The sequence below is a fragment of the Shewanella litoralis genome (assembly GCF_009828585.1).
Classification (GTDB): domain Bacteria; phylum Pseudomonadota; class Gammaproteobacteria; order Enterobacterales; family Shewanellaceae; genus Shewanella; species Shewanella litoralis.
The window spans coordinates 18,503-32,153 of record NZ_WSRZ01000023.1; the positions used below are offsets into that span (position 1 = coordinate 18,503).

Below are 13,651 nucleotides of genomic sequence, written 5' to 3' on the forward strand. Positions count from 1 at the left end.
CATTAGGCGTTTGATTAACGCTTTTGCGCCACGATTTGTTTGGCGTAATCGTCAACTTTATCCCAATCGGTAAATTCAAACGTGCCGCTAGTATCAGTCGGCCCTTTGGTCATCCACATAATGAAACGAATCATAACCTTGTCAAAAAAGCGGTAGCGAGGATAATCAATCTTGCCCGCAAACACACCTAGCATATTAGGTGTCCAAGCCGACAGTATTAAAAATTTCTGCATATAAGGATTGGTTTCTGGGGTATTTTTAAGCGGCTTTCTCGCCACAACATTAACCGTGAAAAAGCTGTTTAATTTACTGTCTAGCAAGGCTTGATGCTGCTCAGCAAACTTAAATAACTCAGGCCGATGTTTACCGTAACGAATGCTGGCGCCAATCACCACTTTATCCACTGCAGCGAGTTGCTCTGCGTCGGCGTCAGCAAGATCAATCACACTCACTTGCTCACCATTGGCAGTTAATGTTTGCTCAATACGCTGACAAATAGCGCGCGTTTGTCCATCTACCGTTGAATATAAAATTGCGGTTTTTAACATTAGTTTTTCCAAAACGTCGGTGTAAATAACACTAATAAAGTAAATACTTCTAAACGGCCAAACAGCATAGCAACAACCAATACCCACTTAGCCCCATCAGACACATTGGCATAGCTTGATGCAACATCACCTAGGCCGGGACCTAAGTTATTTAAGCTCGCTGCAGTGGCACTAAATGCAGTAATGGCATCCATGTCCATAGCCATTAAAATCACCATACACACCACAAACACCAGCGCATAAGCAGAAAAGAATCCCCATACCGCATCAATAATTCGGTCAGGTAAGGCATTTCCACCAATTCGGATTGAATACATTGCTTTAGGGTGAACTAGTCGTTTCAACTCACGTGAGCCTTGCAGCACCAATAGAACTAATCGAATCACTTTCATACCGCCACCGGTTGAGCCTGCACAACCACCGATAAAGCTAGAAAATATTAATAAAATTGGTAAAAATAATGGCCAGGAATGAAAGCTTTCGGTACCAAAACCGGCAGTAGTTGAGATAGACACTACTTGGAAAAAGGCATAATCGAGGGTTTGTTCTGCCGAGTCATAAATACCCGACTGATATAAGGTAATAAAACAAATGGCTGTTAATACCAACTGCACTGCTATTAACACTTTGAATTCGGTATCTCTAAAATAGATTTTAAAGTTAATGCCACGCCAACTAAACGCGGCAAAATGCAGGCTAAAATTAACCGCGGCAATCAATAAGAATACCGCACAAATCACGTTAATTAATGGGCTATCAAAATACCCTAAACTGGCATCGTGGGTAGAAAAGCCACCAATAGCAATGGTAGAGAATGAATGACATATCGCATCAAACGCATCCATTCCAGCAAAGTAAAACGCTAACGCACACGCGGTGGTTAACATAAAATAGATATACCACAATGCTTTGGCTGTTTCGGCTATTCGCGGTGTCACTTTGGTATCTTTAACTGGGCCAGGAACTTCAGCTTTATACAGCTGCATACCACCAATCCCTAACAGCGGTAGAATGGCCACTGCCAGTACAATGATACCCATACCGCCCATCCACTGAAGCAAATGTCGATAAAACAAAATTGATTTAGGCAAATCATCGAGGCCAACAATCACGGTGGCTCCCGTGGTGGTAAGCGCTGAAAATGATTCAAAAAAACTGTCTGTCCAACTGAGATCGGGCTCGTTGGCAAAAATAAATGGCAATGCTCCTATTGACCCAAGTACGGTCCAAAACAGCACTACAATAAGGAAACCTTCTCGGGTACGTAAATCGCCTTTTTGATGACGATTGGGATACCACAATAAAAAGCCTAAAAAGATACTGACAAAAAAGGCCTGAATAAACGCAGTACCACCACCATCTTTATACAAGATAGCCACTAATGCTGACGGCAGCATGGTGATTGAAAATAATCCCATCAACAAACCGGTGATTCTAATAATTGTTTTATATTGCATTAAGGATTCTGTTTAAGTTGTGCTGCGTCGAATTTAACAATTGAGTGACAGTTTGGCATAAGTTCGTCATAGCTCAAACTGTAAACTTTACTTGTAGCTGGCCTTGAGTCAGAGTTGCTAAGGCTTGATTAAAAGTCTGGTGGTATGATTTAGCCAATTCAAAATAAATCTCTACTTTATCAGTAAACACTTTATCAATGATCACACCATCATGTTGATTAACTAAATATTCGACATCAGTTAATTGCGCATAATGACATACCAAACTTGCTGGGTAGCGAATATGCTTTATTTGGGTTTGTATTTGAGGTAATCCTTGCTTTATCCCTGAGGTATAAGCACGAACTAAACCACCAACGCCCAGCTTGGTACCGCCAAAATAGCGCACAACAATCGCACCAAGCTCGCCAATATTCGCGCCCTGTAAACACGCTAACATCGGTTTGCCAGCACTGCCCGACGGCTCTCCATCATCGCTAGCGCCCATATCAATCGTGTTTTCAGGGCTGCCAGCAACATAAGCATAACAATAATGACTTGCACCTGGGTAGGTCAGCTGCATGTCAGTAAGCGCTAACTTCATTTGCTGCGGGTTTGGGCAATGAAACAACAAAGAGATAAAGCGACTATGCTTTATCTCTTCTTCTATCAATACGTTAGCTTGTGGTATTAAATATGACTCAATCAACTAAACCAAACTCTCTTGTCATGTTTTCGACCCGGTTATGGTGCACAATCACGTTATCTTCAATCCGTATGCCACCAAACGGACGCAATTCATCAACGGTATTCCAGTTAATCGCTTGTTTAGCCACTGGCGATAATTGCTCAAGCAGTGTGTCAATAATATACAGACCTGGTTCGATGGTCAGCACCTGATTAGCCGCTAATACTCGCGTACAACGTAAAAAAGGATGTGCCTCTGGCGCTGCGATATGAGTACCACGCTCATCATGAGCATAACCTCCCATATCATGCACCTGTAATCCTAGCATGTGCCCTAACCCATGAGGGAAAAACGCACTGGTAATACCCTGAGACACTAATTGCTCAACCGTGCCATTTGCCAAACCAAAGTCGATAAGCAGTTGAGCAATATACCCATGGGTTGCAATATGAAGATCAACATATTTAACCCCAGGCTTCATTTGCTCAATAATAGCGAGTTGCACCTTATCAAGTGCAACAATGAGCTCATAAAAACGATTTTTCTCAAATGAATAAGTACGGGTAATATCAGCTGCGTAGCCATGAAAATGAGCACCAGCATCAATCAAAAATGACAAACGCTGCGCAGGCTTTATATGCTCTAAAGCCGTGTAATGTAAAATCGCCGCATTCTGATTTAAAGCCACAATATTGCCATACGGCACTTCATTTTCACTTTGGCCAACTTCAAGTAAGTAGCGCTGCTGAATTTCGAACTCACTGGCGCCATTATAAAACGCATTTTTAGCCGCTAAATGGCCTTTAATCGCAATGTGGTTAGCTCGGCGCATACACTCGAGCTCATATTGAGTCTTATCCGCACGATGATAATGCAAATAATTCATTACAGCATCAGGGTTGCGAGCAGTAAAGCCGAGTACATCTGCTACATCTAAATGCTCGCCAATATAGGCCCATGAGGCGATATTTTTTGGCAAGTAATCAGCAATACGATCAGGCTTAGTTAATAATTGAATATCAAAATGCTCAGTCCAAAACGCTTGCGGCACGTCATTAACCTTATGCCAAAAATCGACCGGGCGATAAAACACTAAAGTAGGCTTATCTTGGCCGTTAGCGATAACCCAGCAATTGGGAGTATCTAAAATAGGTAACCAAGCTTTAAATTGCGGATTAACTTTGAAGGGATAATTTAAGTCGTCTAAAAACTGTCGATGCGGCTGTCCTGAATGAATCACTAGGCCGGAGATATTTTCACGCTGGCAAATATCAGCGACACGACGATTTAATTCGGCAATGTGTGCATGATATAGATGAGCTAACTGTTCCATTGACTATCCCTTTCATAAGTTTTAACTCAATAAGTCTATCACAAACAGAAAAACTCATCGCTAGATGATAAAAAATTAAACGGCCGTTTAAATTGGGTGTTGTAATTTTTCTCATTTAGTCGCACACTGAGAATTAGCTGGTCAATAGATGGCCGAAACTGCTGTGATTCAAGCTTGATAACTGCACAGTAAATAAGATGTGGAAGTCGCTTTTAAGCAATAAGGAAGCAAGCAATGATCTACCAAAGCCCTACCATTCAGGTTGAGTTACTTGAAGATAATATTGCCAAACTTTGTTTTAACGCACAAGGTTCGGTAAACAAGTTCGACAGAGAAACTCTAGCCTCTCTTGATGCCGCACTAGACAGCATCAAACAAAACACCAACATTAAAGCGTTACTGCTGACATCAGCAAAAAGCACTTTTATTGTCGGCGCTGACATTACCGAATTCTTAACGTTGTTTCAGCAAGATGATGCAACGTTACTTGCGTGGGTTGAACAAGCCAACGCCGTATTTAACAAGTTAGAAGACTTACCATTTCCAACCGTGTCTGCGGTTAACGGTTTTGCATTAGGCGGTGGTTGCGAGACCATTTTAGCGACGGACTTACGCGTTGCAGATACCAATGCTCGCATCGGTTTACCAGAAACCAAATTAGGTCTTATTCCTGGTTTTGGCGGTACCGTGCGTTTACCTCGTGTTATTGGTGCAGATAATGCCCTTGAGTGGATTACCACCGCGAAAGATCAACGCCCAGAAGACGCATTAAAAGTCGGCGCAATTGATGCTGTTGTCGCGCCAGAACATTTAGAAGCGGCAGCGCTACAAATGTTGCATGATGCCTTAAATGGTAGCCTTGATTGGCAAGCTCGTCGTACTCAAAAACAGTCTCCATTAATACTGCCTAAACTTGAAGCTATGATGTCTTTTGCTACGGCAAAAGGCATGGTGTTCTCTGTAGCAGGCAAACATTACCCAGCGCCGATGGCCGCTGTGAATGTGATTGAGCAAGCAGCTGGTTTCGACCGTGATGGTGCATTAAAAGTAGAAGCACAAGCGTTTATCAAGCTAGCTAAAACAGATGTTGCCCAGGCACTGATTGGTATTTTCTTAAATGACCAGTTCGTTAAAGGCAAAGCCAAAAAAGCCAGTAAATTGGCTAAAGATGTTAACCAGGCAGCGGTATTGGGTGCAGGTATTATGGGCGGTGGTATTGCTTACCAAAGCGCCAGCAAAGGCACACCGATTGTCATGAAAGACATAGCTCAGCCAGCATTAGAGTTAGGCTTGAACGAAGCCGCTAAAATTTTGACAACTCAAGTTGCTCGTGGCCGCTCTACGCCTGAGAAAATGGCAAAAGTATTAAATAACATTACCCCGTCACTTGATTACGCGGCCATAAAAGGTAGCGACATCGTGGTTGAAGCGGTTGTTGAACATCCAAAAGTCAAAGCGACAGTATTGGCTGAAGTTGAAGGTTATGTATCTGAAGATGCCATTATTGCATCTAACACTTCAACGATTTCAATCAACTTGTTGGCAAAAAGCCTCAAAAAACCTGAACGTTTCTGCGGTATGCATTTCTTTAACCCAGTGCACAAAATGCCATTGGTTGAAGTTATTCGTGGCGAGCACAGCTCAGACGAAACCATTGCATCAGTTGTGGCTTACGCAAGCAAGATGGGTAAAACCCCAATCGTAGTAAACGACTGCCCAGGCTTTTTCGTTAACCGCGTATTGTTCCCATATTTCGCTGGTTTCAGTGGTCTACTTGCTGAAGGTGCAGACTTTGCAGCTGTCGATAAAGTCATGGAAAAACAATTTGGTTGGCCAATGGGCCCAGCATACCTACTTGACGTAGTAGGCCTAGATACAGGTCACCACGCACAAGCGGTGATGGCAGAGGGCTTCCCAGATCGTATGGGTAAAAATGGCAAAGATGCTATCGACATTATGTTTGAAAACAAGCGTCTTGGTCAGAAAAATACTAAAGGTTTCTATGCTTACTCAGTTGACCGTCGTGGTAAACCGAAGAAAGACATTGATCCAACGAGCTACGAATTATTAAGCGCTGAATTTGGCGCATTAAAGGCGTTTGAGTCAGATGACATCATCGCTCGCTGTATGATCCCAATGATCATCGAAACGGTTCGTTGTTTAGAAGAAGGCATTATTGCATCACCTGCTGAAGGCGATATGGGTCTAGTTTACGGTATTGGTTTCCCTCCATTCCGTGGCGGTGTATTCCGTTATTTAGACACAATGGGCGTAGCAAACTTTGTTGCCCTAGCAGATAAATACGCACACCTTGGCGGCTTATACCAAGTCACCGATGCAATGCGTGAACTTGCAGCCAACAACGGTAGTTATTACCAAGCCTAATCAGTGGGAAAGGAATTAAATCATGAAACAAGCTGTTATCGTAGACTGCATTCGTACCCCAATGGGCCGCTCTAAGGCTGGGGTATTTAGAAATGTACGTGCAGAAACTCTTTCTGCAGAATTAATGAAAGCACTGTTAGTGCGTAACCCACAATTAGACCCAAACGACATTGAAGATGTCATTTGGGGTTGTGTACAGCAAACATTAGAGCAAGGTTTTAACATTGCTCGTAATGCATCGTTGTTAGCGGGCTTACCTAAAACAGCAGGTGCTGTAACCGTAAACCGTTTATGTGGTTCGTCGATGGATGCATTACATCAAGCAGCTCGCGCCATTATGACGGGCCAAGGCGACACCTTTATTATTGGTGGTGTTGAGCACATGGGCCACGTGCCAATGAACCACGGTGTTGATTTTCACCCAGGCATGGCAAACCGCGTAGCAAAAGCATCTGGCATGATGGGCTTAACCGCTGAAATGCTAGGTAAAATGCACGGTATCACTCGTGAACAACAAGATGCATTTGCCGTACGTTCACATCAACGTGCACACGCAGCAACCATCGAAGGTCGCTTCGCTAAAGAAATTTGGGGCATTGAAGGCCACGACGCAAACGGCGCATTAATTAAAGTGATGACCGATGAAGTGATTCGTCCAGAAACATCATTAGAATCTTTAGCCGGTTTACGTCCAGCATTCGACCCAGCAAACGGTACAGTAACTGCAGGTACATCATCAGCATTATCAGATGGTGCTTCGGCAATGTTAGTGATGGAAGAATCTAAAGCGCGTGCTTTAGGCTTAACCATTCGTGCACGTATTCGTTCAATGGCAGTTGCCGGTTGTGATGCGGCAATTATGGGTTATGGTCCAGTACCAGCAACCAAAAAGGCATTAGCCCGTGCTGGTTTGTCTGTTGCCGATTTAGATCTTATCGAACTAAACGAAGCGTTTGCGGCACAGTCTTTACCTTGCGTTAAAGATCTTGGTTTACAAGATGTTGTTGATGAAAAGATTAACCTTAACGGCGGCGCAATTGCACTAGGTCATCCATTAGGGTGTTCTGGCGCACGTATCTCAACGACGCTAATAAACTTAATGGAAGAAAAAGATGCAACGCTTGGTCTTGCCACTATGTGTATTGGTTTAGGTCAAGGTATCGCGACAGTATTTGAGCGTGTATAAAAACCCGCTTATTTGAAACTGAGCCAAACTCAGTTTACGAATAAACACTTAAACGAGCCAATTTGGCTCGTTTTTTTTATTTTTTAATTTTTCTGCTTTGACTAATGTTCCACGTGAAACATATTTTATAAAAATTTAAAAACGATTAAAAATGACAAAATTACATTACTGGCGCTGCGAACTTGGCAAGTTTACATGACAAGAGTAACATTAGCGGTAATGAGATCCGCTTATAAAGATTGTATTCAATGACTGATATTTACTCCCAAGCACAACACCAACTCGATGCACTTGGCCTTCGTTGCCCAGAGCCCGTAATGATGATCCGCAAAACCGTCCGTAAAATGACAGAGGGTGAAACCTTACTAGTTATCGCTGATGACCCAGCGACCACAAGAGATATTCCAAGCTTTTGTGAATTTATGGACCACACCCTAATTGCCAGTGACACCAGTAAAACTCCCTATCAGTACTTACTCAAAAAAGGACTTTAGATCATGGCAATCACATTGGAAGCCATCGCCTACAAAACGGCAAAGCGTGGCGTAATGAAACCCACCTTTTGTGCCAATGTGACTGTAGAACGTGGTGTTGAAAATGATATTTTTGGCCGCCCAGGTAAACGCCAGGTTACCGTTATGTCTCAACAACAATGGCAACTTGCTTGTGAGCAAATTAATGCAGACCTAGATTGGCTCACTCGCAGAGCAAACTTATTAATCAGTGGCTATCAGTTTAGTATGGCTGATGTCGGGAAAGTGATTTCAATTGGTACCGATCTTAAATTGCAAATCACCGGTGAGACCGACCCATGTAAAAAAATGGAAATGGCTCATCCAGGTTTAGAACAAGCGCTTTTACCCGACTGGCGCGGTGGTGTAACTTGCCGGGTTATTCAAGCCGGTTTAATTCAACCCGATGACTTAGTCACTGTCGCTTAAATAGATACTCGGTAACTCATTTTTATTTAAGCTTTGCCCTTTAAACTCGCCTCCCATCTCTCTATGCCCATTAATGATTAATGGGCATCTATGTTAATGTCTGTCATCAATTGAAACAGATTTGTTGTACACCTTATCGATAATTTGTGCGATAAAGGAACCTCTAAAATGTCACCTTGCTGCATTTAAGTGTGCAGAGACATCAATATCTAATACAAAAACTCGAAACAGGTTGATTCCACTAAAATCTAAAACCAAACGGATAATCTAATTTATGTTTACATCAAAATTGACACCTATTTATGCAGCAATAGCCCTATCACTCGGTATGAACACAGTAAGCGTTGCCGCTGAAGATGACACAACAAAATGGCAAGTTAACTCACCAGAAAATGCTCCACTGCAACAAATTGATATTAATGTCACTGAAGGCACCTGGATGAACGTCAATGTGTCGCCTGACGGTAAAAACATCGTATTTGACCTATTAGGTGATATTTATCAAATGCCAATTTCGGGTGGTGAAGCTAAGCCGCTTGCTCAAGGTATCGCCTGGCAAATGCAACCTGTTTATAGTCCTGATGGCAAACACATTGCCTTTACCAGCGATGAAGATGGCGGTGATAACATCTGGATTATGGATGCAGACGGCTCAAATCCACACCCTGTCACCAAAGAAACCTTTAGATTACTCAACAGCCCAGCATGGAGTCCAGACTCTCAATACCTTGTTGCTCGTAAGCATTACACAGGTACCCGCAGCTTAGGCGCAGGCGAAGTATGGATGTATCACGTCGCTGGTGGTGAAGGCGTTAAATTAACCGAACGTCCAAACGAGCAAAAAGACTTAGGTGAACCTGCCTACTCGCCAGATGGTCGCTATATTTACTTTAGCCAGGACGCAACGCCAGGTAAAACCTTTCACTACTCTAAAGACTCAGTAAAAGGCATTTATAAAATTAAGCGTTATGACACCCAAACTGGCGATATCGAAGTATTGATTGAGGGTACCGGTGGTGCAATCCGCCCAACGCCAAGCCCTGATGGCAAAACATTAGCGTATATTAAACGCGATGGATTTCAGTCAACGCTGTACTCACTTGATTTAAAGTCAGGCGCAGAAACCAAACTGTACGATAAGCTTGACCGCGATATGCAAGAAACCTGGGCGATTCATGGTGTGTACCCAACAATGTCGTGGACTAAAGACAACAAGCACATTGTGTTTTGGGCCCAAGGAAAAATTAATAAACTTGATGTCGACAGCAAAAAGGTCAGCGACATTCCATTTAGCATTAAAGGCCAACGCGACGTGCAGCCGGCGGTTCGTTTCACGCAAAACCTAGATCAAGATGAATTCGACGTAAAAATGTTACGTATGGCTCAAGTATCACCTAACGGTGAAAAAGTTGTATTTGAAGCCCTAGGAAAAATTTGGATCCGTGATATTAAAGACGGCAAACATAAACGCCTGACCCGTTTAGATGATGATATTAACGAGCTATTCCCGCAGTGGTCTCGCGACGGTAAAGACATTGTATTTACTACCTGGAATGATCAGCAACAAGGCACTGTGAGCGTTATAAGTTCTCGTGGTGGTAAAGCTAAAGTATTAACCAATGAACCAGGCAAATATGTCGAGCCAACCTTCTCGCCTGATGGCGACTACATTGTGTACCGTAAAGCCCGTGGCGGATACATGACTCCACGCACCTGGTCACAAGAACCGGGCTTATATAAAGTCGATATCAAAGGTAAACAAAGTACCAAACTAACTGCCAGCGGCCATCAACCGCAATTTGGTGCAGACTCAGACCGAGTGTATTTTATGGATTTTGGTAAAACCCCAGAGTTCGCCTCAATTGGCATGAATGGCTTTGAAAAGCGTACCCATTACACCAGTGAACACGCAACAGAGTTTCGTTTATCGCCAGATGGTGAACACCTAGCCTTTGCAGAACGCTTTAGAGTATATGTAACCCCGTTTGCCAAACACGGTGAAACCATTGCCATTGGACCTAAAGCCACTAATTTACCTATTAGCCAGCTAAGTGCTCGTGCAGGTGAAAGCATCAGCTGGAATGGTAAAAACAACCAACTGTATTGGACATTAGGCCCTGAGCTATATCAAGCTGATGTTGACACTCAATACAGCAAATCAGACAAAAAAGTAGAACCCAAAGTGACTGCCATTGGCTTTAAAGATAAAGCAGATGTTCCACGTGGAACAGTGGTATTTGTCGGTGGTAAAGTCATTACCATGGAAAATGACCAGGTCATCGACAATGGTGTTGTCATTGTAAAAGACAATAAAATTAGCCAGGTTGGTGATGCAACATTAGCAATTCCAGATAACGCACAGGTTATCGATATTAGCGGTAAAACCATTATGCCTGGGTTATTTGATGCCCATGCACATGGTGGACAAGCAGATGATGAAATTATCCCGCAACAAAACTGGGCATTATATTCAGGCTTGTCACTTGGGGTGACCTCTATTCATGACCCATCAAATGATACTACTGAAATTTTTGCCGCATCAGAGCAACAAAAAGCAGGTAAAATAGTTGGTCCACGAATTTTCTCGACGGGTACCATTTTATATGGCGCAAACCTACCGGGTTATACCTCGCATGTTGATTCGTTAGATGATGCAAAGTTTCACCTAGAGCGTCTTAAAAAGGTCGGCGCATTCAGTGTTAAAAGTTACAACCAACCTCGTCGAGATCAACGTCAGCAAATTATTGCCGCGGCGCGTGAACTCGAAATGATGGTCGTCCCTGAGGGTGGCAGTTTGTTGCAACACAACTTATCAATGGCCGCTGACGGACACACAACTTTAGAACACTCATTACCTGTGGCATCTATTTACAGTGACATTAAGCAATTCTGGAGCCAGACTAAAGTTAACTATACGCCAACACTTGTGGTTTCTTATGGTGGCATATCAGGTGAACATTACTGGTACGACAAAACCGATGTCTGGGCACACCCACGCTTAAGCATGTATGTACCGCATGAGATTTTAGACGCTCGCTCAATGCGCAGAACCACCGCGCCAGACGAGCACTATAACCACTTCAATGTTGCCAGAGTGGCCAATGAACTGAATGATTTAGGTGTTAAAGTTAATATTGGTGCCCATGGACAACGCGAAGGGTTAGCGGCTCATTGGGAAATGTGGATGTTCGCACAAGGCGGCATGAGTAATATCGATGTGCTCAAAACGGCCACCATTAACCCAGCAACCACATTCGGCATGGATCATCAGTTAGGTTCAATTAAACCGGGCAAATTAGCCGACCTCATTGTGATTGACGGCGATCCATTAACTGATATCCGTAGTACCGATAAAGTGACCTACACCATGATAAACGGTAAGTTATTTAACTCAGAGACCATGAACGAATTAAATGGTGATAAGCAAAAACGTAAAGCGTTTTTCTTTGAGAAGATCTAGCATTCTCACTCTGATAATGTGAATAAGTAAAAAGGGTGTTCCACGTGGAACACCCTTTTTTATTAACAGAAATGAGTTTTAAAGATAATCAATACTGACCATAACAATGGCAATCTGTCGTGTGGTCATTCACCATTCCAACGGCCTGCATAAACGCATAACAAATAGTTGGCCCAACAAAGTTAAAGCCTAATTTTTTAAGCGCTTTAGACATCGCTTCAGATTCTGGGGTTTGAGCTGGCACCTGGCTTGAGTTTTCAAAATGATTGACCTTAGGGCTTTCACCAACAAAGCTCCATAAAAAAGATGAAAAGTCATTGCCCTGCTCTACAAAGGCCATATACGCCTTAGCGTTTTTGATGATCGAGTTTATTTTTAATCGGTTGCGCACTATGCCTGGCTCAAGCATTAATGCTTCTACTTTATCCTGGTCAAATTCAACAATCAGGCTCGGTTCAAATCCAGCAAATAATTGCTCATAGTTTTCCTGCTTTTTTAAAATAGTAATCCACGACAAACCTGCTTGCTGACCATCTAAACATAACTTGGCAAATAACTGCTTTGCATCATATTCAGGCCTCCCCCAAACGTTATCATGATAATCTTGATACAAAGGATCTTCACTTACCCAGCCACATCGGTTAACTTGCATTATACGGTTCCAATAACGTTTTTATTCATACGTTAAAAAATAACCTACATCTGCCTTGCTCGACAAGGTATAATCATTACCATTTTCTATTAATAGCCTGATAGCAGTAGACATGACGACGAAACACGACGTAAAGACATTTCAGGGTTTCATCCTAACCCTTCAGGAATATTGGGCGCAGCAAGGTTGCGCAATTGTTCAACCTCTCGATATGGAAGTTGGTGCAGGTACTTTCCACCCGCAGACGTTCTTACGCTCATTAGGCCCTGAGCCAATGAGCAGTGCATATGTGCAGCCGTCTCGCCGTCCTACTGATGGACGCTATGGTGAAAACCCAAATCGCTTGCAACATTATTACCAATTCCAAGTGGTATTAAAGCCATCACCAGACAATATTCAAGAGCTTTACCTAGGCTCACTAGAAGCCCTGGGTATTGATACTCAAGTGCATGATATTCGCTTTGTTGAAGACAACTGGGAATCTCCAACTTTAGGCGCATGGGGTTTAGGCTGGGAAGTGTGGCTTAACGGTATGGAAGTGACACAGTTTACTTACTTCCAGCAAGTGGGCGGTATTGAATGTAGCCCTGTAACTGGTGAAATTACTTATGGCCTTGAGCGTTTGGCCATGTATATTCAAGAAGTCGACAGCGTGTACGATCTTGTATGGACCGACGGACCTATGGGCCGTGTAACCTACGGTGATATTTTTCATCAAAACGAAGTTGAGCAATCAACTTACAACTTCGAACATGCCGATGTTGACTTTATGTTTACGATGTTCGATCAATGCGAAAAAATGTGCCAGCACTTATTGTCGCTAGAAAAACCTCTACCACTGCCTGCTTACGAGCAAGTAATGAAAGCATCGCACGCTTTTAACTTACTTGATGCTCGCCATGCCATTTCGGTTACTGAACGTCAGCGTTACATTTTACGCGTTCGCACCATGGCTAAAGGTGTTGCAGAATCTTATTATCAAGCACGCGAAGCGCTAGGCTTCCCAATGTGTAAGTAGAGGT

Annotated in this window: 11 protein-coding genes; 6 read left to right on the forward strand and 5 right to left on the reverse strand. The window is 43.1% G+C overall.

Features of this window, described 5'->3' with window-relative positions:
* Nucleotides 1-14: 14 nt before the first annotated feature.
* From hemG to pepQ, 4 genes are all read right to left on the reverse strand, one after another.
* Nucleotides 15-548 (reverse strand): menaquinone-dependent protoporphyrinogen IX dehydrogenase, encoded by a 534-nt coding sequence (hemG, locus tag GQA99_RS16445; RefSeq protein ID WP_160055696.1) that lies wholly within the window; start codon nucleotides 546-548, stop codon nucleotides 15-17.
* Nucleotides 548-2,005: a TrkH family potassium uptake protein gene (locus GQA99_RS16450; RefSeq protein ID WP_160055698.1), complete on the reverse strand. Its 1,458-nt coding sequence runs from the start codon at nucleotides 2,003-2,005 to the stop codon at nucleotides 548-550. The genes hemG and GQA99_RS16450 overlap by 1 nt, the downstream gene beginning before the upstream one ends.
* A gap of 73 nt (nucleotides 2,006-2,078) precedes the next feature.
* Nucleotides 2,079-2,693, reverse strand: a complete 615-nt coding sequence (locus GQA99_RS16455; protein ID WP_160055700.1) for a YigZ family protein — start codon at nucleotides 2,691-2,693, stop codon at nucleotides 2,079-2,081.
* Nucleotides 2,686-4,005: a Xaa-Pro dipeptidase gene (pepQ, locus tag GQA99_RS16460; protein ID WP_160055702.1), complete on the reverse strand. Its 1,320-nt coding sequence runs from the start codon at nucleotides 4,003-4,005 to the stop codon at nucleotides 2,686-2,688. The genes GQA99_RS16455 and pepQ overlap by 8 nt, the downstream gene beginning before the upstream one ends.
* Before the next feature lie 234 nt (nucleotides 4,006-4,239).
* Here pepQ and fadB point away from each other — a divergent pair, with 234 nt between their 5' ends.
* The 5 genes from fadB (at nucleotide 4,240) to GQA99_RS16485 (ending at nucleotide 11,977) form a co-directional block, all read left to right on the forward strand.
* Nucleotides 4,240-6,390 (forward strand): fatty acid oxidation complex subunit alpha FadB, encoded by a 2,151-nt coding sequence (gene fadB / locus GQA99_RS16465; RefSeq protein WP_160055704.1) that lies wholly within the window; start codon nucleotides 4,240-4,242, stop codon nucleotides 6,388-6,390.
* Between the two features lie 22 nt (nucleotides 6,391-6,412).
* The gene (gene fadA / locus GQA99_RS16470; protein ID WP_160055706.1) at nucleotides 6,413-7,576 is read left to right on the forward strand and encodes an acetyl-CoA C-acyltransferase FadA; all 1,164 of its coding nucleotides are present in this window, start codon (nucleotides 6,413-6,415) and stop codon (nucleotides 7,574-7,576) included.
* A gap of 248 nt (nucleotides 7,577-7,824) precedes the next feature.
* Nucleotides 7,825-8,070 (forward strand): sulfurtransferase TusA, encoded by a 246-nt coding sequence (gene tusA, locus GQA99_RS16475; protein ID WP_160055708.1) that lies wholly within the window; start codon nucleotides 7,825-7,827, stop codon nucleotides 8,068-8,070.
* Between the two features lie 3 nt (nucleotides 8,071-8,073).
* A complete protein-coding gene (locus GQA99_RS16480) occupies nucleotides 8,074-8,517 on the forward strand; it encodes an MOSC domain-containing protein (RefSeq protein ID WP_160055710.1) in 444 nt (147 codons plus the stop codon).
* Nucleotides 8,518-8,791: 274 nt separating this feature from the next.
* On the forward strand, nucleotides 8,792-11,977 hold the full coding sequence (locus GQA99_RS16485; RefSeq protein ID WP_160055712.1) for an amidohydrolase family protein: 3,186 nt from the start codon (nucleotides 8,792-8,794) through the stop codon (nucleotides 11,975-11,977).
* An 88-nt stretch (nucleotides 11,978-12,065) separates the two neighbouring features.
* Here GQA99_RS16485 and GQA99_RS16490 read toward each other — a convergent pair whose 3' ends face one another.
* A complete protein-coding gene (locus GQA99_RS16490; RefSeq protein ID WP_160055714.1) occupies nucleotides 12,066-12,629 on the reverse strand; it encodes a DNA-3-methyladenine glycosylase I in 564 nt (187 codons plus the stop codon).
* Nucleotides 12,630-12,741: 112 nt separating this feature from the next.
* Between GQA99_RS16490 and glyQ the strand changes: the two genes are divergently transcribed.
* Entirely contained in the window at nucleotides 12,742-13,647 is a 906-nt protein-coding gene (gene glyQ / locus GQA99_RS16495; RefSeq protein ID WP_160055716.1) for a glycine--tRNA ligase subunit alpha, read from the forward strand.
* Nucleotides 13,648-13,651: the final 4 nt, after the last annotated feature.